The 21,269-nt window shown below is 61.7% G+C and carries 21 protein-coding genes; 15 read left to right on the top strand and 6 right to left on the bottom strand.

The features are described 5' to 3' along the window. Positions 1-64: 64 nt before the first annotated feature. The 5 genes from RA26_RS00275 to miaA form a co-directional block, all read right to left on the bottom strand. On the bottom strand, positions 65-1,279 hold the full coding sequence (locus tag RA26_RS00275; RefSeq protein WP_039178267.1) for an ABC transporter permease: 1,215 nt from the start codon (positions 1,277-1,279) through the stop codon (positions 65-67). 15 nt (positions 1,280-1,294) lie between these two features. Beyond that, positions 1,295-2,347 carry an ABC transporter permease gene (locus RA26_RS00270; protein ID WP_019296151.1) on the bottom strand — a complete coding sequence of 351 codons (1,053 nt, stop codon included), beginning with the start codon at positions 2,345-2,347 and terminating at the stop codon, positions 1,295-1,297. A gap of 119 nt (positions 2,348-2,466) precedes the next feature. After that, positions 2,467-4,131 carry an ABC transporter substrate-binding protein gene (locus tag RA26_RS00265; protein WP_039178264.1) on the bottom strand — a complete coding sequence of 555 codons (1,665 nt, stop codon included), beginning with the start codon at positions 4,129-4,131 and terminating at the stop codon, positions 2,467-2,469. Positions 4,132-4,440: 309 nt separating this feature from the next. Beyond that, the gene (locus RA26_RS00260) at positions 4,441-5,244 is read right to left on the bottom strand and encodes a helix-turn-helix transcriptional regulator (protein ID WP_039178261.1); all 804 of its coding nucleotides are present in this window, start codon (positions 5,242-5,244) and stop codon (positions 4,441-4,443) included. A 159-nt stretch (positions 5,245-5,403) separates the two neighbouring features. Beyond that, complete coding sequence (gene miaA / locus RA26_RS00255; protein WP_039178257.1) at positions 5,404-6,264, bottom strand: tRNA (adenosine(37)-N6)-dimethylallyltransferase MiaA; 861 nt, start codon at positions 6,262-6,264, stop codon at positions 5,404-5,406. Between the two features lie 129 nt (positions 6,265-6,393). Between miaA and pyrH the strand changes: the two genes are divergently transcribed. The 13 genes from pyrH to lpxB all read left to right on the top strand — a co-directional run bounded on the left by pyrH (position 6,394) and on the right by lpxB (position 18,706). Next, positions 6,394-7,143, top strand: a complete 750-nt coding sequence (gene pyrH / locus RA26_RS00250; protein WP_039178256.1) for a UMP kinase — start codon at positions 6,394-6,396, stop codon at positions 7,141-7,143. A 230-nt stretch (positions 7,144-7,373) separates the two neighbouring features. Beyond that, entirely contained in the window at positions 7,374-7,937 is a 564-nt protein-coding gene (gene frr, locus RA26_RS00245; protein WP_039178253.1) for a ribosome recycling factor, read from the top strand. Between the two features lie 9 nt (positions 7,938-7,946). Continuing rightward, positions 7,947-8,705 (top strand): isoprenyl transferase, encoded by a 759-nt coding sequence (locus tag RA26_RS00240; protein ID WP_039178250.1) that lies wholly within the window; start codon positions 7,947-7,949, stop codon positions 8,703-8,705. Continuing rightward, on the top strand, positions 8,702-9,478 hold the full coding sequence (locus tag RA26_RS00235) for a phosphatidate cytidylyltransferase (RefSeq protein WP_039178248.1): 777 nt from the start codon (positions 8,702-8,704) through the stop codon (positions 9,476-9,478). The genes RA26_RS00240 and RA26_RS00235 overlap by 4 nt, the downstream gene beginning before the upstream one ends. A gap of 16 nt (positions 9,479-9,494) precedes the next feature. Then, complete coding sequence (dxr, locus tag RA26_RS00230; RefSeq protein ID WP_039178246.1) at positions 9,495-10,667, top strand: 1-deoxy-D-xylulose-5-phosphate reductoisomerase; 1,173 nt, start codon at positions 9,495-9,497, stop codon at positions 10,665-10,667. A 4-nt stretch (positions 10,668-10,671) separates the two neighbouring features. After that, on the top strand, positions 10,672-12,021 hold the full coding sequence (rseP, locus tag RA26_RS00225; RefSeq protein ID WP_039178245.1) for an RIP metalloprotease RseP: 1,350 nt from the start codon (positions 10,672-10,674) through the stop codon (positions 12,019-12,021). A gap of 143 nt (positions 12,022-12,164) precedes the next feature. Continuing rightward, positions 12,165-12,290: a hypothetical protein gene (locus tag RA26_RS23330; RefSeq protein WP_275041630.1), complete on the top strand. Its 126-nt coding sequence runs from the start codon at positions 12,165-12,167 to the stop codon at positions 12,288-12,290. Positions 12,291-12,417: 127 nt separating this feature from the next. Next, positions 12,418-14,808 (top strand): outer membrane protein assembly factor BamA, encoded by a 2,391-nt coding sequence (gene bamA, locus RA26_RS00220; RefSeq protein WP_039178242.1) that lies wholly within the window; start codon positions 12,418-12,420, stop codon positions 14,806-14,808. Between the two features lie 55 nt (positions 14,809-14,863). Further along, positions 14,864-15,418: an OmpH family outer membrane protein gene (locus RA26_RS00215; RefSeq protein ID WP_446720170.1), complete on the top strand. Its 555-nt coding sequence runs from the start codon at positions 14,864-14,866 to the stop codon at positions 15,416-15,418. A 74-nt stretch (positions 15,419-15,492) separates the two neighbouring features. Continuing rightward, entirely contained in the window at positions 15,493-15,963 is a 471-nt protein-coding gene (gene fabZ, locus RA26_RS00210; RefSeq protein WP_039178234.1) for a 3-hydroxyacyl-ACP dehydratase FabZ, read from the top strand. Position 15,964: 1 nt separating this feature from the next. Next, positions 15,965-16,750: an acyl-ACP--UDP-N-acetylglucosamine O-acyltransferase gene (lpxA, locus tag RA26_RS00205; RefSeq protein WP_039178231.1), complete on the top strand. Its 786-nt coding sequence runs from the start codon at positions 15,965-15,967 to the stop codon at positions 16,748-16,750. Positions 16,751-16,754: 4 nt separating this feature from the next. After that, positions 16,755-17,543, top strand: coding sequence for an LpxI family protein (locus RA26_RS00200; protein WP_039178230.1), 789 nt, complete (start codon positions 16,755-16,757; stop codon positions 17,541-17,543). Beyond that, positions 17,540-18,706, top strand: coding sequence for a lipid-A-disaccharide synthase (gene lpxB / locus RA26_RS00195; protein ID WP_039178227.1), 1,167 nt, complete (start codon positions 17,540-17,542; stop codon positions 18,704-18,706). The genes RA26_RS00200 and lpxB overlap by 4 nt, the downstream gene beginning before the upstream one ends. Positions 18,707-18,790: 84 nt before the next feature. Here lpxB and mnmA read toward each other — a convergent pair whose 3' ends face one another. Then, the gene (gene mnmA / locus RA26_RS00190) at positions 18,791-19,936 is read right to left on the bottom strand and encodes a tRNA 2-thiouridine(34) synthase MnmA (protein WP_039178224.1); all 1,146 of its coding nucleotides are present in this window, start codon (positions 19,934-19,936) and stop codon (positions 18,791-18,793) included. 147 nt (positions 19,937-20,083) lie between these two features. Between mnmA and sciP the strand changes: the two genes are divergently transcribed. Both sciP and ctrA read left to right on the top strand, forming a co-directional pair. Then, entirely contained in the window at positions 20,084-20,371 is a 288-nt protein-coding gene (sciP, locus tag RA26_RS00185) for a CtrA inhibitor SciP (protein ID WP_019296169.1), read from the top strand. Between the two features lie 117 nt (positions 20,372-20,488). Then, complete coding sequence (gene ctrA, locus RA26_RS00180) at positions 20,489-21,208, top strand: response regulator transcription factor CtrA (RefSeq protein WP_019296170.1); 720 nt, start codon at positions 20,489-20,491, stop codon at positions 21,206-21,208. Positions 21,209-21,269 lie beyond the last annotated feature (61 nt).

Below are 21,269 nucleotides of genomic sequence, written 5' to 3'. Positions count from 1 at the left end.
CCTTTCATCTGGCCTCAAATATCCCGGGGGACCGGGGGCTGGCCCCCGGTCCCGCCGGTTTGGATCAATCCTTCAGGCTTTCCTCGCGCAGGCCGTCGGCCAACAGGTTGAGGCCCAGAACCAGCGTCAGCAGCGCAAAGGCGGGCGGCAGCGCCGGGTGCAGGTAGATCGACAGCAGCTTGCGCCCGTCATTGATCGTGGAACCCCAATCCGGGCTTTCCGGCGGCAGGCCAAGGCCGAAGAAACCGAGGGTACCAAGCAGGATGGTGGTGTAGCCGATGCGCAGGCAGAAATCGACGATCAGCGGCCCGCGGGCGTTGGGCAGGATTTCCCACAGCATGATGTACCAGGGGCCTTCGCCGCGGGTCTGGGCAGCCGCAACATAGTCGCGGGTTTTGATGTCCAGCGTCAGGCCGCGCACGATGCGGAACACCGTGGGTGAGTTGACGAAAACCACCGAGACGAAGACCACCAGGATACCGCCGGGGATGTCGAACATATCCATCACGCGGGGCAGGCCCGGGATCGAATAGGCGGGGGTGTTGATCAGGTAGCCGCCGTTGGAAACCAGCTGCAGGTAGAACCAGATAATGATCCCCAGAACCAGCGGCAGCACCAGGTTGCGCACCTTGGGCCGGGTGTAATAGCGCGAGTTCAGCAGCACCCCGACAAAGACGATCGGGAAGATGAACAGAACGATCGCCATATAGTTCGGAACACCGGTGGCGACGATTTCAGGCGTGACCAGCAGGTAGAACAGCAGGATCACCGGGAAGGCCAGGATCAGGTTGGCGGCAAAGGACAGCGTGGTGTCCAGGCGTCCGCCGTAGTATCCAGCAGGCAGGCCCAGGGTGATCCCCACCATGAAGGCAAAGACAGCTGCCATCGGGGCGATCTTGATGACTTCCCAGGCGCCTTTGACCAGACGGCTGAACACGTCGCGCGCCAGGTTGTCGCCGCCAAGCAAGTAATAGGGGTAGTCTGCCTCGGTGGCGCCGTTCATCGGCGTGCCGGGGACCTTGTTCTTCATGCCCGAGACCTGCACCAGCGGGTCATGGGTAATGATCATGTCCATGGCGCCGTAGATGCCGGTGAACACCCAGAACATCACCAGGCCGAAGCCGATCATGCCGATGGGGCTGTCAAACAGCTTGCCATAAAGGCCCAGCCGCCGTTTGAAGCCGATGGAGGCTGCGTAGAGGATTACCAGTGAAAACCAGACCGGGGACAGCTGGTAGATGATACGCCCCGCAATTTCGAGTGTGCTAAGAGGTTCCATGCTCTGCTGCCTTCCTTAAGAGATCCGGATACGCGGGTTCAGATACACATAGCCGATGTCGGAGATCAGCTGGGTGATCAGCACCACGAAGACTGAGACCACGGAAACGGCCAGCAGCAGTTCAATGTCGTTGTTGCCCGCGGCTTCCACCAGGATCCAGCCGAAGCCCTTGTAGTTGAACAGGGTCTCGACGATCACCACGCCGTTCAGCAGCCAGGGGAACTGCAGCATGATGACGGTGAAGGGGGCAATCAGTGCGTTCCGCAGCGCGTGCTTCAGAACGATGTTGTGAAAGCTCACACCTTTGAGCCGGGCGGTGCGGATGTATTGCGCGGTCATCACCTCAGTCATCGAGGCGCGGGTCATACGTGCGATATAGCCCATGCCATAAAGCGCGATGGTCAGCACCGGCAGGAAGAAGTTTTCGAAGTTCGGGTTGTCCATCGCCGAGGTGGCGGTGCCCTTGAACCACTTGAGGCCCACGGTGGAGGATGTGAACACGGCGATGAAGATCACGCCGGAAACATATTCGGGTGTCGCCGTGGTCAGGATAGAGGCGGTTGAAAGACTTCGGTCGGTGACAGAGCCTTCGCGCATGCCCGCCAGCACCCCGATGATCAGGGCAGAGGGCACCATCAGCACCAGCACCCAGAACATCAGGCGGCCTGTATTGCCGAGCCGTTCTGCGATGATGGTGGAGACTTCATCCTTGAACCGGGTCGAATAGCCCCAGTCGCCTTGCAGAATGCCGCAGAAGGTCGGGGCTTCGGCGGCTTCCTCAGCGCTGACCGCGCCGGTCATGCAGCGGCCGGTGAACCCTTTCTCGGTCTCGCGGGTCCAGCCCGGCAGAACGCCCAGCCATTGCCCGTATTTCGAAACCATGGATCCGCCATAGCCGTTGGCGTCCAGCCAGCTGGCCACGGCCTCATCCGACATGCGGAAGTTGCCCTGAGTTTTGGCGAGTTTTTCGAGGTTTGGGTAGAGGTTCGTGAGGAAGAACACGATGAACGTCAGGCACAGGGCCGTCAGCAGCATCACGCCCGAACGGCGGAGAATGAAAAGTCCCATTTGGGTCCCCTGTCAGTCTGGCGGATCGGACCCGGCTCAAAGGGCGGGTCTCTTATCTTTTGAGCTGGAAAGCACCGCCCCGGAGGAGGGGCGGTGCAAGAGTCAGGAGCCGGTCGGGCTTAGGCTGCCCAGCCCCACTTGTAGTGGTGGTGCTCGAAGGAGATGTGCATGTCGGCACCGACAACACCTTCGCGCATGTGGCGGTAGAGCGAGCGCCAGTAAGGCTGGATGGTCACGCCTTCTTCCTGGATCAGAGCCTGGCCCTTGGCAGAGATTTCGCGGCGCTTGTCGGCGTCAGCAATAGACAGGGCTTCTGCCAGCAGGGCGTCGAATTCCGGGTTTTCCCAGCCGAATTCGTTCCAGGCTTCGCCGGATTTGTACGCCAGCGCCCAGATCTGAACGCCCAGCGGGCGGTGGTTCCAGTTGGTCGAGGAGAACGGGTATTTCGCCCAATCGTTCCAGAAGGTCGAGCCGGGCAGAACGGTCCGCTTCACCTTGAAGCCCGCGTCGCGCAGCTGTGCCGCCACCGCGTCGGTGGTGTTCCGGCGCCAGTCGTCGTCGATCGACAGGATTTCATGCTCGAAATCCATCATGCCGGCTTCTTCCATCAGCGCCTTGGCGCCAGCGGGGTCAACCTTCTGCGGCGGCAGTTCGGCGTATTCCGGGTGGATTGGGCCGACGTGGTGGTTTTCCGCAGTTTCGCCGCGGCCGCCGTAGCCAAGCTCCAGGCAGACGGAGTTGTCGACCGCCATCTGGATCGCCTTGCGGACGCGCTTGTCGGCATAGGGTTTCTTGCCGTCGATTTCCGCCAGCTGGTTGGTGCGGACCACGATCGAGGACATGGTCACAACTTCGGACTTCTTGTAGCCGAGGCCGTCCATCACGTCGATGAATTCGCCAACCGATTCATAGAGCATGTCGACCTCGTCGGACTCCAGCGCCGCCAGCCAGGAGGACGGGTCGGTGCCGAAATCGACGTATTCGATGCGGTCCAGTGCCGGCTTGCCATAGATCGCTTCGCCCCACCAGGTGTGGTCGTCGTTGCGTTCCAGAACCGAACGCACGCCGACTTCCAGCTCGGTCAGCAGGAACGGGCCGGTGCCGACGTTCTGGGTGAAGTCATTGGTCTGGAAGGAGGAGTGCACGATGGCCGCCGGATAGTCGGCCATGCCTGCAATCAGCGAAATGTCGGAGGCCGGCAGGTTCAGCTTGACTGTGTGGCTGTCGACCACTTCGATTGCGCCTTCGGTTGCCTGGCCGGTTTCAGTGTCGATCAGGGTTGCGAAACGGCCGGCCATGGAGTTGCCTTCCAGGCCCTTGTCGCACCAGCCGGCGATGTTGCGGGCAACATCTTCGGCGGTGAAGTCGTCGCCGTTGTTCCACTTGACGCCCTGGCGGACGTTCAGAGTGTAGACAGTTGCGTCTTCGTTGATCTCCCAGCTCTCCAGCAGCATGCCGGTGAAGGAGCCGTCATTGTTGTACTCCACCAGGTATTCGATGGTGCCGCGGGTCTTGTTGGCCATTTGCGACCAGTCAAAGGTGCGCGGGTCCTTGAGCGGGCGGACTTCGGTCTGCACACGCAGGGTGCCGCCTTGCTGCTTCTCTTCTGCGGCTTTCACAGGGGCAGCCAGGCCGATCATGCCATAGGCCGCAGCTGCGGTGACGCCCAGCGAGGTGGCGCGGGTCAGGAATTCCCGGCGGTCCAGCTTGCCGTCCAGCACTTCCTTGGCGTGCATCTTGGCGGCCCAATGGATCGGGGCTCCGTTGATTGTGTCTTTGGTCATTTAGGTCTCCCTGTCATACCGTTCTGTCTTTTTGCGAAACGGGTATTGGCCCAGCGGCTGGCCGGGCGATTATGGTTCGAGTTTTGGATTAAAGTTTCCCCATGCCTGCATTCCGGCAGAGATACGGCGTTTCGTCAATGCACAGTTTCGTCGTTTCCGTGTAAAAATACGACATTTCCGGCGTCGGTTTTATTATTCTGGGCGGCATACATCCGCATACTGTTCAAAACTGCCCAGTACTGGAGGCAGGCAATTGTGGGAAATTACGGCCCGCACAGCCGTGTGCCGGGAAACTGCTGAGGGATCAGGCTATTGCGGTCTTCTGCGGGCGGATTCGCGCAATTCGCGGGGAGGCTGGCCAGTGTGCTGCGAGATGAAACGGGTGAAATAAGCGGCGCTGCCAAAGCCCAGCCGGGCAGCGATGTCGCGAATGGGCAGTTCGGAAGAGATCAGCAGGGTGCGCGCGGCATGCAACTGGCGCTCTGTCAGCAGGGCGGCCGCGGTCTTGCCGGTTGATGCCTTGCAGACCCGGGTCAGATGCGTCGGCGTCACATTCAGGGCTGCCGCGTGTTCAGCCATGCTGAGCTGACCAGCCTGCAGGCCTGCAATGCGCTGGCAATAGGCCCTGCAAAGGCGCTGCGCTGCGGTCAGCTTGCCCGCTGTCCCCGGCTGGCGCTGGAGGGCGATGGCGGCCAGCTCGCACCGGGCCTGCACGGCACGGTTCCAATGCGGGTCGCGTGCAGACTGTTCGCGGCTGATGGCCTCAAAGTGCCCGGCCAGGCTGGTCTGCTCCTGCAGGCTGGCGAACCTCTTGTGCATCGGCTCCCCGGGGAATGGCGGCAGCAAGGGGCCAGACATCGCCAGCACCTGTCCTAGACACTGGCGGCCGAAATCCGCGGACCACAGGGTGCCTGCGGGAATGAAGATGACGCTATGCAGCCCGAAGCCGCGCTGTTCGCCGTTCAGCAAAAGACGCCCCTGACCGCGGGTGATCCAGATCAGCAGGTGGTCGCAGCGGCTGTGTGCAAGACAGGTCTGCCAGTTGCCGTCCGGAGCCAGCCGCACCAGCGGTGCAGCGTGAAACTCTCTCGGGAAATCTGAATCGAATGGCATGAGCAATTTTTGGCAGAGGATCCGGTGTCGGTGGCGGAAACAGCTCATGGATTGCTGATTCTGGCAAGTTTCCGCTTGCTGAAGCCGTAAATGCTGACAATTTTCCGGGCTTGGGTCCTGCGCCGGCCGCTCAGGTCATTAAAGCCGGGCCAGTGTGATTCAGCCGAGAGAAACCTGATGCCAGTCTTTCATCCGGGCGCGAAACCAGCTGCGCTGGCGCTTGGCGAACTGCCGGGTGGCGATGGCGGCGCGCTCTTCAGCTTCCTCCAGCGACAGGCGGCCGTCCGCATAGCCCATCAGTTCTGGCACGCCGATGGCCTTGCAGGACGGCAGAACCGGATCGTAGCGGCTGCGCATGGCTTCGATCTCTGCCATTACACCCTGGGCCAGCATTAGCCCGAAACGTCTGCGGATGCGCTCTTCCAGCCAGGTTTTTTCAGAGTTCAGCACCATAGCGGTACAATTCTCCAGCGGCAGCGCCGGGGCAGGGGTTTCGTCCTGCCAGGTGGCCAGGGGGCGCCCTGTGGCCTTCAGCACTTCCCAGGCGCGCTGTACCCGGGCCCGGTTCATCAGGTCGATGCGGCTGGCGGTTTCCGCATCCAGCTCTGCCCGCAGCGTCTCCAGCGGCAGGCCGTCAGCTTCGGCCCGCACCGCGGGCGGAGTGGCGGGGATCTCGGCCATGCCCTCTGTCAGAGCAGTGAAATATAGGCCGGTGCCGCCGACGATGATCAGACGCTCCGGCCCGTTCAGAAGCGGCAGCACTTCGCGCAGCCAATGGCCGGCAGAATATTCCGCGTCAAAGGGCACATGCCCGTAAAGCGCATGCAGCGCCAGCGCCTCTTCCTCCGCCGAGGGGCGGGCGGTGATTACCCGCCAGCAATCATAGACCTGGCTGGCGTCTGCATTGACAATAATGCCGCCTTGGCGGGCAGCAATATCCAGCGCCAGCGCGGATTTTCCAGAGGCGGTGGGGCCTGCAATCAGCACAGGTTTGCCGGGATCAATGTCGGGCAGGTTCATCGGGGTGCGGTCCGTCTCTTGGGCGTGTTCCGCAAATATGCGCGGAAACTGCGCTGCGCGGATTGAATCCGCCAGCGATTTACTTCATTTTGCCGCGCAAATTAACCCTCACATCTTCTGGAGCGCAACATGCCTCAACCGCAAGAAAAGCCGGAACTGGATCCGGCCGCCGCCTATAAACGCGTCATGCTGAAAATTTCGGGCGAGGCACTGATGGGCGACCAGGGTTTCGGCCTGCATCCGCCGACCGTGCAGCGCATTGCCCGCGAGGTGAAGACCGTGCACGACATGGGGGTGGAAATCTGCATGGTGATCGGCGGCGGCAACATCTTCCGCGGATTGTCCGGTTCTGCCCAGGGGATGGAGCGCACCACCGCCGACTACATGGGGATGCTGGCCACGGTGATGAACGCGCTGGCAATGCAATCGGCACTTGAGGGCTTGGGTGTGTTCACCCGGGTGATCTCCGCGATCCGCATGGATGAAGTCGCGGAGCCCTACATCCGCCGCCGCGCCGTGCGCCACCTGGAGAAGAAACGGGTCTGCATCTTTGCGGCCGGTACCGGCAATCCCTATTTCACCACCGACACTGCAGCCACGCTGCGCGCCAACGAGATGGCCTGCGAGGCGATCTTCATGGGCAAGAACGGCGTGGACGGGATCTATGATAAGGATCCCAAGGAGCACGCTGATGCGGTTCGCTATGACGAGATCAGCTATGACGACGTTTTTGCCAAGCGCCTGAAGGTGATGGATGCTTCTGCCATTGCTCTGGCACGCGACAACAACCTGCCGCTGATCGTCTTCCCGCTGGATGAACCGGGCGGCTTCCGCGGCATCCTGTCAGGTAAAGGCACTTATACCAAGGTACAGGGCTGAGCTTCTGAAACAGCCCTTGTGGAACCGCTGGCGTTCTGAACGCTGGCGGTTTTGCTTGACAGGCCAAAGCCTGAGCCAAGGCGGCGGGATCAAAACAGTGAATTCCGCCGCGGGCAGGCTAAATCTTGCAGCACCGGCGGCGGCGAATCCTCCGCTTGATCGCTATACATCAGCCTTCCAATGGCTTATGAGCCAATGGAAGACCGCCTCAGATAAGGGGAGAGAGCAGCATGTCTGATGATTTTGAACTGGATACCGACGATCTGAAACGCCGCATGGAAGGCGCCATGGCCAACCTGCGCACCGAATTCGCCTCGCTGCGCACCGGCCGGGCCTCCGCTTCGATGCTGGAGCCGGTGATGGTGGATGCCTATGGCTCAATGACGCCGATCAACCAGGTTGGCACCGTGAACGTGCCGGAGCCGCGCATGGTTACCATCAACGTCTGGGACAAGTCGCTGGTGGGCAAGGTGGAGAAGGCGATCCGCGAATCCGGCCTGGGCATCAATCCGCAGCTTAATGGCACCATCATCATGCTGCCGATCCCGGAGCTGAACGAGGAGCGCCGCCGCGAGCTGGGCAAGGTTGCAGGCCAGTACGCCGAGCACGCCCGGGTGTCGATCCGCAACGTGCGCCGCGACGGCATGGACCAGATCAAGAAGGCCAAGGCCGACGGCATGTCGGAAGACGACCAGAAGTTCTGGGAAGCCGAGGTTCAGGATCTGACCGACGCCATGATCAAGCATGTGGACGAGGCGCTTGAGACCAAGCAAGCCGAGATCATGCAGGTCTGACGGGCTGTAATGCCAGGAGACGCAAACCCGCAAGTGCGCTCTGCCGGAGAAGCTCCGGCGGTGCGTTCCGGCCCGCGCCATGTGGCCATCATCATGGATGGCAACGGCCGCTGGGCGCAGGCCCGGGGCCGGCCGCGGCTGTTCGGCCACCATGCCGGCGCGCGCCGGGTCCGTGAAGTTGTCGAGTGCTGCCCGGATTTGGGCGTGGAATACCTGACCATTTTTGCCTTCTCGACAGAGAACTGGAAACGCACACAAACCGAAGTCACCGGTTTGATGAGCCTGTTCCGCCGCTATATATCCAAGGAAATGAATGCCTTGGCTGAGAAGAATGTGCGGGTGCGGTTCATTGGCGACCGGGTGCGGTTGGATGCCAAACTGACCGGCCTCATGGACAAGCTGGAACGCAAGACCGAAGGCAATAGCGGCACCCAGCTGACCATCGCGCTGAACTATGGCGGCCGCGACGAGGTGGCCCGGGCCACCAAGCGGCTGGCGCGGGACGTGGCCGAGGGCCGGCTGAACCCCGAAGACGTCGATGAGGAGACCTTGCCGCGCTACCTGGACACCCATGTGCTGCCAGATCCCGATCTGGTGATCCGCACCAGCGGCGAGGCGCGGATCTCAAATTTTCTGCTGTGGCAGTCGGCCTATGCCGAGTACGAATTCATCGACACCCTTTGGCCGGACTTCACGGCTGAGGAACTGGCGCGGCTGTGCAGCAGCTATGGCCGCCGCGACCGCCGGTTCGGGGCGGTGAAGACATGAGCGGCGCCAAAGACCGCTGGGCGGATCTGTTGCCGCGTGCTTTGTCCGCCGTGGTGATGATCGCTGCGGGCGGCATTGCCGTCTGGTCAGGCGGGCTGATCTTCAATGCAATGATCGCGCTGTGCTGCGGCGGCATGGTGTGGGAACTGGTCCGGATGCTGATGCCGTCGCGCAGCAGCACGGCGCTGCAGCTCGGGGCGACTTCGGCCGCCGCGGTGCTGCTGGCGTCCCTGCTGCCTGCCTTGTGGGTGCTGCCGGTTCTGGCGGCGCCGGTGGCAGCCGGTTTCAGTCAGATCAACGAACGTCGGCAGTACTTCACTGGTTTTGCCCTGTGGGTGCTGCTGGCGGGTTTCGGCTTCATCTGGCTGCGCGGACAGATGGGCATGGCCTGGATGCTGTGGCTGGTCTGCATCGTCGTGGCCACGGATGTGGCCGGGTATTTTGCGGGCAAGGCCATTGGCGGGCCCAAGTTCTGGCCCCGTGTCAGCCCCAAGAAAACCTGGAGCGGCACCGCCTCGGGCTGGATTGCGGCCGCCATCGTCGGGGCAATCTTTGCAGCGCAAATGGGGCAGGGCATTGGCTTTGTCGTGCTGTCGGTTCTGTTGTCGATGGCCAGCCAGGCCGGCGATGTGGCCGAAAGCGCCCTGAAACGCAGGATGGGCGTCAAGGATTCCAGCGCGCTGATTCCCGGCCATGGCGGGCTGTTCGACCGGTTCGACGGTATGCTGGGCGCGGCGGCCATGTTCCTGGCCGTAGCCGCCTTCTGGGGATAACCAGTCAGGAAAGACCATGCGGAAAATCTCCATCTTCGGTGCCACCGGATCGATTGGCCAGAACACCATCGATCTGATCCGCCGCGCGCCCGAAGCCTACGACGTCGTGGCACTGACTGGCGGCGCCAATATTGCCCAGCTGGCCCAGGACGCCATTGCCTTGCGCGCAGATGTGGCCGTAACCGCTTTTGAGGACCGGCTGCCGGATCTGCGGGCCGCGCTGGAGGGATCCGGCGTGGAAGCGGCTGCGGGCCAAGCCGCGCTGGTTGAGGCAGCTGCTCGGCCTGCAGATTGGGTCATGTCGGCGATTGTCGGCGCTGCCGGGCTGGCGCCGGGGCTTGAGGCGCTGAAACACGGCACCACGCTAGCGCTTGCCAACAAGGAATCGCTGGTTTGCGCAGGCAAGCTGCTGCTGGAAACCGCGGAAAGGCACGGCGCCCGGCTTCTGCCGGTGGACAGCGAGCATTCTGCGGTGTTTCAGGGCCTTGCAGGCGAGGACATGAACGCGGTTGAACGGATTGTCATCACCGCGTCCGGCGGCGCTTTCCGCGACTGGCCGCTGGAGGACCTGCCCAAGGCAAGCTTGGCGCAGGCATCCTCGCACCCCAATTGGGACATGGGGCAGCGGATCACAATCGACAGTGCGTCGATGTTCAACAAGGCGCTGGAAGTCATTGAAACCCGGGAATACTTTGGCGTCCGGCCTGAGCAAATCGAGGTGTTGGTGCACCCGGAATCGCTGGTCCACGCGCTGGTCGGCTTCCACGATGGCGCGCTGATGGCGCATCTGGGCGCTGCTGATATGCGCCATGCTATCGGCTATGCGCTGCATTGGCCCGCGCGGCAGGCTCTGCCGGTGGAGCGGCTGGATCTGGCCCGCATCGGCCAGCTGAATTTCCGCGCCCCCGATCCGGCGCGCTATCCGGCCCTGCGGCAGGCTTATGAGGTGATGGAGCGGGGCGGCCTGATGGGGGCGGCCTTCAACGCAGCCAAGGAACAGGCGCTGGATGAATTCATCGCCGGTCGCATCCGGTTCACTGACATGGCAGCGGTGACAGCTGCAGTTCTAGAGCGGATTGAGGCGGAAAGCGACCTCATTGATGCCGCAATGACACTTGATAACGTGACCCGGGTTGACCATGTCGCCAGGAAACAGGCGGCCCAGGCCGCCGAAGAACGCATAGGGTAGATCTTTGGACGTACTTTCTTTTGTCCCGCAGTTTGGCGGTTTTCTCTATACCATCGCCAGCTTTGTCATTGCCTTGTCGGTGATCGTGGCGGTGCATGAGTACGGCCACTACATCGTCGGCCGCTGGTCGGGCATCCATGCAGAGGTGTTCTCTCTGGGCTTCGGCCCTGTTCTGTGGAGCCGGGTGGACAAGCACGGCACCCGCTGGCAGGTGGCTGCGCTGCCGTTTGGCGGCTTTGTGAAGTTCCTCGGCGATGCTGATGCAGCCTCGGGCAAGGATGCACAGGCGATGGAGGCCGCAGCGGCGGATCCGGCGGCGTTGCGGCGCACCATGCACGGGGCGCCCCTGTGGGCACGGGGGGCAACAGTTGCGGCAGGCCCGGTGTTCAACTTCGTGATGTCCGCGCTGATCTTCACTGCCATCGCGTTCTCGCAGGGAACCATGCGCGATCCACTGACGATTGGTTCCCTTGAGACGCTGCCCGGAGATTCAAACGGGCTTCAGCAGGGGGATGAGCTGATTGCAGCGGGTGGATTGGCAGTGCCCGACTACCTGGATTCAGACGCCTGGGAGGCGTTCCGGGAGGAACTGCCCCAGGAACAGCCGCTGGACTATACCGTGCGCCGGAAGGGCGAGGAGCTGACGGTCAGCGGGCCGTATCTTTACCCGCCTTATGTGAGGGGCGTGGTGCCGCGCAGCGCTGCCGCTGATGCGGGGCTGCAACCGGGTGATGTGATCGTTTCGGTTGATGGCGCGCCCTTGGTGTCCTTCGATCAATTGAAGGAACTGGTTGAGGCAGCCGACGGGCGGGTGCTGGTGCTGGATGTGTGGCGCGACGGCGAAACTGTCGAGATGGCGCTGGCACCGCGGCGCACGGATGAACCGCAGCCGGATGGCGGCTTTGCCACCCGCTGGAGGATCGGCATTGTCGGCGGTCTCGCGTTTTCCCCGGCAACCGAATCCGCGGGGTTCGGAGAAGCGCTGGCGGCAGGCACCTATCAGGTCTGGGCCGTAGTCGAGACCTCTTTGTCGGGCCTGAAACATATGATCACCGGCGCGATCAGCACCTGCAACCTGTCCGGGCCGATCGGTATCGCCGAAACCTCCGGTGCGATGGCCAGCCAAGGGGCTGAAAGCTTCATCCGGTTTATCGCGGTTTTGTCGACGGCCGTTGGCCTGCTGAACCTGTTCCCCGTGCCAGCGCTCGACGGCGGGCATCTGATGTTCTACGCCTATGAGGCCGTGGCGGGCCGTCCGCCCAGCGACCGGGCAGTGCGGGTACTGATGACCTTTGGCATTGCGGTGGTGCTGTCGTTGATGCTGTTTGCACTGGGGAACGACCTGTTCTGCTGAACAGGCTCCGGTGCAACGACCCCGGCCAAGGGCGGCCATAGTGCCGCCCAAGTGCTGCCACATTCCAGCATTAACTTTTCCTCAACCCGCTGGCAGAACCTACTGCTGCTTGCTGGCGGCTGAGTGAAGAACTGGGGAAAGCGATGCACGTACTCTCGCAATCATACCACGGCCTTGGCCTTCTGGTCCGCCTGAACTGGGACCGGGCACTGACCGGTTTCGCGATCTTTGGCTCCCTCGCTGCAGGCGCCTGGCTCGCCTCTTTGTGATTCCCGCAACCGGCGCGGCAGCCCGCTGCGCGCCTTACCCCGATGAAGCGCCTTAGTTGGTTTTGACAAGCGCTTTCAAACCCGGTACGCACATCCCAAAGCTGCTATAAAAATCGGGTTCTGAAAAATGGTTTGGGGGAAAATCGCAGGCAAGTCCTGTGTCGAGCGCAAGTCGGGCATCAATATCTTGTACCGGAAAGTTTCTGCTATTTCTCTGGCAGTTGCGCTGGGTTATGCGCTGGCACCGCTGCCGGCTGAGGCGCAAAGCTACCGTTTCAATGCGGTGCAGGTCGAAGGCAACCAGCGCATCCAGACGTCCACTGTTGTGGCCTATACCGGCATCGAGCGCGGCCAGACTGTCAGCGCGGGCGAGCTGAACGATGCCTACCAGCGCATTCTTGACAGTGGCGTATTTGAAACAGTGGAAATCGTGCCGCGAGGCAGCACGCTGGTGATCAAGGTCACTGAATTCCCGACCATCAATCAGATCAGTTTCGAGGGCAACAAACGCCTGAAAGACGACGCGCTCACCCAGATCATCGAATCTGCACCGCGCCGGGTGTTTAACCCCAGCCAGGCGGAGCGTGACGCGGCTTCAATCGCCGAAACCTACAGTGTGCAGGGACGCCTGGCCTCACGTGTGACACCGCGGATCATACGCCGCAGCAACAACCGTGTTGACCTGGTCTTCGAGATTTCCGAAGGCGATACCATCGAAGTGGAGCGCGTCTCCTTCACCGGCAACCGGGTTTATTCCGACCGCCGCCTGCGCCGGGTTCTGGAAACCAAGCAGGCCGGCCTTCTGCGCGCCTTCATCCGGTCCGACACCCTGATCGAGGACAGGCTGGAGTTCGACAAGCAGGTGCTGCGGGATTTCTACCTGTCACGCGGTTATGTTGATTTCCGGGTCAATAGCACCAACGCCGAAGTGACCGAGGAACGTGATGCCGTGTTCCTGGTCGTTGACGTGACAGAGGGGCAGCAGTTCAAATTCGGCAATATCACTGTCACCAGTGAAATGGCCGAGGCAGATGCGGACGAGTTCGCGTCGACCCTCAAGATCAAGCCGGGTGTTACCTACACGCCGACGCTGGTTGAAAATGCAATCGACCGGATGGAAGGCCTGGCAGTCCGCAAGGAGATCGACTTCCTGCGGGTCGAACCACGGGTCACCCGTAACGACCGTGATCTGACGCTGGACATCGAATTTGTTCTGACCCGCGGCCCGCGCGTCTTTGTTGAACGGATCGACATCGAGGGCAATACCACCACTTTGGACCGGGTTATCCGTCAGCAGTTTGCCTCTGTCGAGGGCGACCCCTTCAATCCACGCTCCATCCGCAACAGTGCGGAGCGGATCCGTGCGCTTGGCTTCTTTGCAAATGCGGACGTTGAAACCCGCGAGGGCAGCTCTGCGGATCAGGTGATCGTTGATGTGGACGTTGAAGAGCAGCCAACCGGCTCGCTGAACCTCGGCGGTGCGTACTCGGTCACCGATGGTTTCGGCCTCAGCATCGGTCTGACGGAAAACAACTTCCTGGGCCGCGGTCAGCGTTTGTCTTTCAACATCGCAACCGCAACCGAGTCCGATTCTTATGTTCTGGGCTTCACCGAGCCTTACCTGCTGGGCCGGAAACTGCGTTTCGACCTGGATTTGGGCCTGAATGAAACGGATTCCAGCTTTTCGGAGTACCGAACCAAGCGGGTGTTCTTCCGTCCGGCGCTGACATTTGACACCGGGGAAGATACTTCCCTGCAGGTCCGCTACACTTGGGATGCGGACGAGATGCTGTTTGATGACGATGACACCAACCAGAATCTGCCAGGTCCGGTGGTGCGGAACGAAATTGCGCAGGGCGAACGCAACGCCAGTGCGATCGGTTTCACCTACCGCTATGACAGCCGCCTGACCGGTCTGGATCCGACCGCAGGTTTCCTGGTGGAGATCGGTGCGGATTATGCCGGTATTGGCGGGGATTCCGAGTACATCAAGGCAACAACCAAGCTGATTGCCCAGAAGCAGATCTTCAACGAGGAAGTGACAATCCGTGCGACGCTTGAGGCCGGAGCCTTCCAGTGGCAAGGTAGCGGAAGCAGCCGCTCGATCGACCGTTTCGTGCTGACGCCTTCTGTCATGCGCGGCTTTGAACCCGGCGGTATTGGTCCGCGGGACCAAAGCCCTGGCAACCCGGGGGGCGGCAATTACAACGACTTCCTTGGCGGCAACTACTACGCAGTTGCCCGGTTCGACGCAGAGTTCCCGCTTGGCCTACCTGAGGAACTGGGCATGCGTGGCGGCTTGTTCTACGATGTCGGCGGCCTCTGGGGCCTCCAGGATGCTGACACCGCAGGCGCTACCATTGTTGGCCGCAACAGGTCTTTCCGTCATGTGGTTGGCGTCTCGCTGCTGTGGACCACAGGTTTCGGCCCGCTGCGGTTCAATTTTTCCAAGGCCCTTCAGAAAGAAGACTTCGACGAAGAGCAGACCTTTGACCTGACCTTGCAGGCGAGGTTCTGATCTGGTGCCGCGGTTTGCGCCCGGAAACTGGGCAGCGTTTGGCCTTGCCCTGGCGCTGAACTGGTTTTCGCCGTCATTCGGTTACGCCCAGGACGCCGATGCGAACGGAGGCACCGAGTTCCAGCTGGGGCTGCCGCAGAGCGGCATCCTCACAATCCAGCCGGACCGCCTGTTTTCCGAAAGCGCCTTTGGCAAGCGGGTGGAACGCGAGATCGAGGCCGAAGGTGCTGTTCTGACCGCGGAGAACCGCCGGATCGAGGCGGAGCTGCGCCAAGAGGAACTGGAACTGACCGAACGGCGCAACGGGATGGAGCCTGAAGCGTTCCGTGCCTTGGCGGATTCCTTTGACGAGAAGGTGCAGGAAACCCGCCGCCGCCAGGATCTGAAACTGCGCGAAATCTCTCAGATGGGAGAGGACGCCCGGCGGGAGTTCATAGCGGCGTCGCTGCCAGTGCTTCAGCAGATTATGCGCGAAACCGGTGCAGGTGCGATCCTCGACCACTCCTCCGTCTTTCTGAGTGCGGATGCCGCCGACATCACATCATTGGCGATTGCGCGGATTGATTCTGTTCTGGGCGATGGCGCATCGGATGAGGCCGGCGAGCACTGAGGTGCGAACTTGCCGAAAGGCTGTTCGCTTGCTAGGGACAGCGCAGTATACTTGACGTAGATGGGAAACCACGCATGACCACCGAGCTGCAAAGCGCTGACATTCAACTGATCCAGCGGATCCTGCCGCACCGCTACCCGTTCCTGCTGGTCGACAAGGTGGTCGACATCGACGGCTTCACCTCGGCCCGCGGCATCAAGAATGTCACCATGAATGAGCCGCACTTCCAGGGCCATTTCCCGGGCACGCCGATCATGCCGGGCGTTACCATCGTTGAGGCGATGGCGCAGACCGCAGGGGTCATGCTGGGTGTTGGCATGGATATGGTCGACACCGACCTGCTGATCTACTTCATGAACATCGACAAGTGCAAATTCCGCCGCAAAGTGGTGCCGGGCGACGTGCTGGAGATGCATGTTGAAACCCTGCGCGGCAAGCCGGGCGGCAAGATCTTCAAGTTCCTGGGCCGGGCAACAGTCGAGGGCGAAGTGGCTGCAGAGGCAGAATTCACCGCGATGGTCGACCGCCAGGCCGAGGAAAGCTGAAATGAGCAAGATCCACCCCAGTGCCGTGATTGAAGAGGGCGCCAAGCTTGGAAAGGACTGCGAGATCGGCCCGTTCTGCGTGGTTGGCTCTGAGGCGGTTCTGGGGGACAGGGTTGTTCTGAAGTCCCACGTTGTTATCGCCGGCGATACCGAAATCGGTGACGAGACCGTGGTCTTCTCCTTTGCCGTGCTGGGCGAAATCCCTCAGGACCTGAAGTTCAAGGGCGAGAAGTGCAAGACAGTGATCGGCAAGCGCAACCGCATCCGCGAGCACGTGACTGTGAATGCGGGCACAGAGGGCGGCGGCGGCGTGACCCGGATCGGTGACGATGGCCTCTTCATGGCCGGCTGTCACATTGCCCATGACGCGCAGGTCGGCGACCGGGTGATCGTGGTAAATTCTGCCGCGGTGGCGGGCCACTGCGTGCTGGAAGACGATGTGATTATCGGCGGCTTGTCCGGCATTCACCAGTGGGTGCGGATCGGCAAGGGCGCCATCATCGGCGCTGTCACGATGGTGACCAACGACGTGATTCCCTATGGCCTGGTGCAGGCGCAGCGCGGCGAGCTGGACGGTCTTAACCTGGTGGGCTTGAAGCGCCGCGGCGTCGCCCGCAGCGACATCACCGCCTTGCGCGCGGCGTTTCAGATGCTGGCCCAGGGGGAAGGCACCTTCCAGGAGCGTGCGAAGCGGCTGGGGGATGAAACCGACAGTGAATACGTGCAGCGGATTGTTGGCTTCATCACCGGTGGAAGCGACCGTTCCTTCCTGACCCCGGGGGGCTGACGCGATGCTGGCAGTGATTGCAGGCACCGGCGCGCTGCCGGCAGAAGTGGCCGCGCATGCGCCGGGCCGTCCGCTGATCTGCGCGATGGCAGGGGCGGAACCGGACATGGTCGATCCGGAAATCACCTTCCGTTTTGAACAGCTCGGCAGCTTTCTGGAGCGGCTGAAGGCGGCAGAGGTGACGGAGATTTGCCTCGCTGGCGCTGTGCGCCGCCCGCATATTGACCCTTCGGCAATCGACGCGGCCACGATGCCGCTGGTGCCGGTGCTGCAAGCGGCGTTGGCGGCTGGTGATGACGGCGCCTTGCGCGCGATCATCGGGATTTTCGAACAGGCGGGATTTGCCGTCCGTGCAGCCCATGAGGTGGCTCCGGGTCTTCTGATGGCCGCTGGCGTTCCCACCAAGGTGCAGCCCGGCGAACTGGACAAGGCCGACGCAGAGCGCGGCGCGGACATCGTCGCGGCGATGTCGGCGGCCGATATCGGCCAGTCCTGCGCCGTGCGCAAGCAGCAGGCAATCGCGGTCGAGAACCTCTTTGGCACAGATTGGATGCTGGTCTCGCTGCAGCAGCGCCCGGACGGGCAGGGCGGGTTGCTGTTTAAGGCGCCGAAACCGGCGCAGGACCGCCGGGCAGATTTGCCAACCATCGGCGTGGAGACAGTTGAGGCCGCGGCCAAGGCTGGGCTGTCCGGTATCGTTCTTGAGGCGGGTGGCGTCATCGTTCTGGATCAGGACGCGGTGATTGCGGCCTGCGACCGGCTGGGCCTGTTCCTCTGGCTGCGCGAGGCATGAGCCTTCGGGTCTTTATCCTGGCTGGCGAACCTTCGGGTGACCGGCTGGGCGGGGCGCTGATGGCAGGCCTGAAACAGCTGTCACCCGGCGTTCAATTCGATGGCATCGGCGGGACGCTGATGGCGGAGCAGGGGCTGACCTCCCGTTTCCCCATGGATGAGCTGTCAGTGATGGGGCTTGCGGAGGTGCTGCCCAAGTACCGCCACCTGAAGCGCCGGATCCGGGAAACGGCAGAAGCTGTCCTTGAGACCAAACCTGATGTGCTGATCACGATTGATAGCCCGGATTTTTCCCTGCGCGTGGCGCGGCTGGTCAAGGGCCGCAGCAACATCCGCACTGTTCATTATGTGGCGCCCTCAGTCTGGGCGTGGCGACCCAAGCGGGCACAGAAGATGGCGGAAGTCATCGACCATGTTCTGGCGCTGTTGCCGTTCGAGCCGCCCTACATGGAAGCGGCTGGGATGGACTGCGACTTTGTCGGCCACCCGGTGGTGGCGGAGCCGCAGGCCACGGACGCAGAGATTGCCGCATTCCGCAGTGAATTCAGGCTGAACGGCGTGCCTTTTGTGCTGGCGCTGCCCGGATCGCGGCGTTCGGAGGTTTCACGGCTGACCCCGGAGTTCGGCAAGGCGCTGCGACAGTTCGCTGCCAAGCATCCGGACTACCGGATTGTGGTTCCTGCCGCCGCGCCCGTTGCGGGTTTGGTGCAAGACGCGTTGAAGGATTGGCCGGCGGGAGCCGTCATGGTCGATCCGAACCGCTACAGCCCGGAACGCGCCAAGGCCTTCAAACGCGCCGCCTTTGCCTCCGCCAGCCTGGCGCTGGCTGCCTCTGGCACGGTTTCGCTGGAACTCGCCGCAGCCCGTACGCCGATGGTGATTGCCTACAAGTTTCAGTGGCTCACCTGGCAGATCATGAAGCGCATGGCGCTGATCGATACAGTGACGTTGGTCAACCTGGTAAGCGATACCCGCGTGGTGCCGGAATGCCTGGGGCCGGATTGCACGCCGGAGAACATCTCCGCCCGGCTGGAAGCACTGGCAGAGAACCCAGACGACCAGATGCACGCGATGGAACTTACCATGCTGCGGCTGGGGCAGGGCGGAGAGGCTCCGGGGCTTCGGGCAGCACGTGCCGTTCTTGACCGGCTGCCGGCTGGCTGAGGCCATAGCACAGCGGATGCAACGCCTCCGCTGCGCGTCTTCCGGTGGCGCGGAGGCTTCGCCTTCCTTGACAGAAGTGCCGCGTCAGTAGCCGCGCCAGATCCAGCCGCCGCCGTAGATGCGGCTGCCCTCATTGGCGTAGAACACACAGGCTTGGCCAGGAGACACACCTTCCTCAGGCGTTAGCAGCTCAACCTCGGCAGTGGTATCGGTCAGAGGCCGGATGATTGCCTCGCGCGGCGGACGGGTGGAGCGGACTTTGACCTTCAGATGCCATTCCTCGCGGGAGGTGAAGGGTTCATCGCCCAGCCAGTTGATTTCACGCACCGGGATGGTGCGGGTCGCCAGCAGTTCCTTGGGGCCGACAACCACCTGTTTCTTGTCCACATCCAGTTGCACCACGTAAAGCGGTTCGGACAGGCCGCCGATGCCGAGGCCGCGGCGCTGGCCGATTGTGTAATGGATGACACCCTCGTGGCTGCCCAACACCCGGCCGTCCGAATGCACGATCTCACCCGGTTCAGCGGCGCCGGGGCGCAGTTTCTCGATTACGCTGGCGTAGTTTCCGTCCGGAACAAAGCAGATGTCCTGGCTGTCCGGTTTGTCTGCCACTGCCAGCCCGTATTGGGCTGCCATCTCGCGCGTTGCGTCTTTTGAGGGCAGGTGGCCCAGCGGGAAGCGCAGGTAGTCGAGCTGGTCCGGCGTGGTGGAAAACAGGAAGTAGCTCTGGTCGCGGTTGGCGTCCTCGGCAGAGTGCAGCTCTGGCCCATGTGCACCCATCTTGCGCTGAATGTAATGGCCGGTGGCCATGCAGTCGGCCTCCAGATCCTTGGCGGTTTCCAGAAGATCCTTGAACTTCACCCGCTCATTGCAGCGGATGCAAGGCACCGGGGTTGCGCCTGCCAGATAGCTGTCAGCGAACTCGTCAATCACCGCATCTTTAAAAATGTTCTCATAATCCAGAACGTAATGCGGGAAGCCGCGCTCCTCTGCGACACGGCGCGCGTCGTGAATATCGATGCCTGCGCAGCAGGCGCCTTTCTTCGCCAGCGCCGCGCCGTGATCGTACAGCTGCAGCGTCACACCCACCACGTCATAGCCCTGATCGGCCAAATATGCAGCAACAACAGAGCTGTCGACGCCGCCGGACATGGCCACGACCACCCGGGTTTCCGAGGGCGGTTTGGCAAAGCCGAGCGAATTCAGTTCCAGATCTTGGTCCAGCGCCATGGGGCAGCTCCTAAAGGCAAGGGGGCAGGCGCCGCAGAATATATGAAAATCCTAAGAACTCTCAAGGGGCGTGGTTCATGCGGCGTTAAGCCTGTTGGGAAATTCTGGTGCCAGACCCAACGAACAAGATCTTCAGAGGGAAGAAAGATGTTTTTGAAGAAAGTCGACGGGCCGCGGGCAGTCACCCTGCCGGACGGAACCATCATGACCCGGGCGGATCTGCCGCCGGAAACCACCAAGCGCTGGGTTGCGTCGCGCAAGGCGGCTGTGGTGCGTGGAGTGCTTTATGGGCTGCTGCCGCAAAAGGAGGCGATGCGCCGTTATGGCCTGAGCGAGGAGGAGTTCCGCAGCTGGGTCGCGGCCGTTGCCGATCATGGCGAAGAGGCCCTGAAAACCACACGTCTCAAGAAATTCCGTGATCAGGACGCAAAATAAATCAAGCCGCCCTTGAGTTGAAATTCTAAATTAACCATCATGGTAACGAGGCATTAACTTTTTTCCACCAAGGTTAACGCGACCTGAGGGAAACAGTGTACAGGCGGAGAAAATAATATGCGCATTCTGCTGGTTGAGGATGATCCGACCACGGCCAAAAGCATCGAGCTGATGCTGACCCATGCCAACCTGAACGTTTATACGACGGATCTGGGGGAAGAAGGGATCGATCTGGCCAAACTTTACGACTATGACCTGATCCTTTTGGATCTGGGGCTGCCGGATATGAACGGCCATGAGGTGCTGCGCCAGCTGCGCATGTCCCGCATCGAAACCCCCATTCTGATCCTGTCCGGTGCCGACGATACCGACAACAAGATCAAGGGCTTCGGCTTTGGCGCGGATGACTATCTGACCAAACCCTTCCACCGCGAGGAACTGGTGGCGCGGATCCATGCGATCATCCGCCGTTCCAAAGGCCATTCGCAGTCGATCATCAAGACCGGCAAGATCGCGGTCAACCTGGACGCTAAGACGGTGGAGGCCGGCGGCAAAGCCGTGCATCTGACCGGCAAGGAATACCAGATGCTGGAGCTTCTTTCCTTGCGCAAGGGCACCACGCTGACCAAGGAAATGTTCCTCAACCACCTTTATGGCGGCATGGATGAACCGGAACTGAAGATCATCGATGTTTTCATCTGCAAGTTGCGTAAGAAACTCAGCAACGCGACCGATGGCGAAAACTATATCGAAACTGTCTGGGGCCGTGGCTATGTGCTGCGTGATCCGCAGGAGGATCATATGTCTGGCGGCCAAAGGATGGCTGTCGGCGCCTGAAAGGATGAACATCCGGGTGGCGCGTAACACTGCGCCACCGGTTGCAAAGACCTGCCTTCCG

Source organism: Leisingera sp. ANG-M7 (genome assembly GCF_000813965.1).
Classification (GTDB): domain Bacteria; phylum Pseudomonadota; class Alphaproteobacteria; order Rhodobacterales; family Rhodobacteraceae; genus Leisingera.
The sequence above is the reverse complement of the archived record's forward strand: the minus strand, read 5'-3'. Positions and strand labels throughout refer to the sequence as shown.

What these genes read in the sequence shown, in the direction of transcription:
- RA26_RS00260 (WP_039178261.1), bottom strand. Translation starts at nt 5,244, where the DNA reads ATGCCATTCGATTCAGATTTCCCGAGAGAGTTTCACGCTGCACCGCTG.
- RA26_RS00275 (WP_039178267.1), bottom strand. Translation starts at nt 1,279, where the DNA reads ATGGAACCTCTTAGCACACTCGAAATTGCGGGGCGTATCATCTACCAG.
- RA26_RS00240 (WP_039178250.1), top strand. Translation starts at nt 7,947, where the DNA reads ATGCCAGGAGACGCAAACCCGCAAGTGCGCTCTGCCGGAGAAGCTCCG.
- RA26_RS00235 (WP_039178248.1), top strand. Translation starts at nt 8,702, where the DNA reads ATGAGCGGCGCCAAAGACCGCTGGGCGGATCTGTTGCCGCGTGCTTTG.
- RA26_RS23330 (WP_275041630.1), top strand. Translation starts at nt 12,165, where the DNA reads ATGCACGTACTCTCGCAATCATACCACGGCCTTGGCCTTCTGGTCCGC.
- ctrA (WP_019296170.1), top strand. Translation starts at nt 20,489, where the DNA reads ATGCGCATTCTGCTGGTTGAGGATGATCCGACCACGGCCAAAAGCATC.
- fabZ (WP_039178234.1), top strand. Translation starts at nt 15,493, where the DNA reads ATGACCACCGAGCTGCAAAGCGCTGACATTCAACTGATCCAGCGGATC.
- sciP (WP_019296169.1), top strand. Translation starts at nt 20,084, where the DNA reads ATGTTTTTGAAGAAAGTCGACGGGCCGCGGGCAGTCACCCTGCCGGAC.
- miaA (WP_039178257.1), bottom strand. Translation starts at nt 6,264, where the DNA reads ATGAACCTGCCCGACATTGATCCCGGCAAACCTGTGCTGATTGCAGGC.
- lpxB (WP_039178227.1), top strand. Translation starts at nt 17,540, where the DNA reads ATGAGCCTTCGGGTCTTTATCCTGGCTGGCGAACCTTCGGGTGACCGG.
- pyrH (WP_039178256.1), top strand. Translation starts at nt 6,394, where the DNA reads ATGCCTCAACCGCAAGAAAAGCCGGAACTGGATCCGGCCGCCGCCTAT.
- mnmA (WP_039178224.1), bottom strand. Translation starts at nt 19,936, where the DNA reads ATGGCGCTGGACCAAGATCTGGAACTGAATTCGCTCGGCTTTGCCAAA.
- frr (WP_039178253.1), top strand. Translation starts at nt 7,374, where the DNA reads ATGTCTGATGATTTTGAACTGGATACCGACGATCTGAAACGCCGCATG.
- RA26_RS00265 (WP_039178264.1), bottom strand. Translation starts at nt 4,131, where the DNA reads ATGACCAAAGACACAATCAACGGAGCCCCGATCCATTGGGCCGCCAAG.
- RA26_RS00270 (WP_019296151.1), bottom strand. Translation starts at nt 2,347, where the DNA reads ATGGGACTTTTCATTCTCCGCCGTTCGGGCGTGATGCTGCTGACGGCC.
- RA26_RS00200 (WP_039178230.1), top strand. Translation starts at nt 16,755, where the DNA reads ATGCTGGCAGTGATTGCAGGCACCGGCGCGCTGCCGGCAGAAGTGGCC.
- bamA (WP_039178242.1), top strand. Translation starts at nt 12,418, where the DNA reads ATGGTTTGGGGGAAAATCGCAGGCAAGTCCTGTGTCGAGCGCAAGTCG.
- lpxA (WP_039178231.1), top strand. Translation starts at nt 15,965, where the DNA reads ATGAGCAAGATCCACCCCAGTGCCGTGATTGAAGAGGGCGCCAAGCTT.
- dxr (WP_039178246.1), top strand. Translation starts at nt 9,495, where the DNA reads ATGCGGAAAATCTCCATCTTCGGTGCCACCGGATCGATTGGCCAGAAC.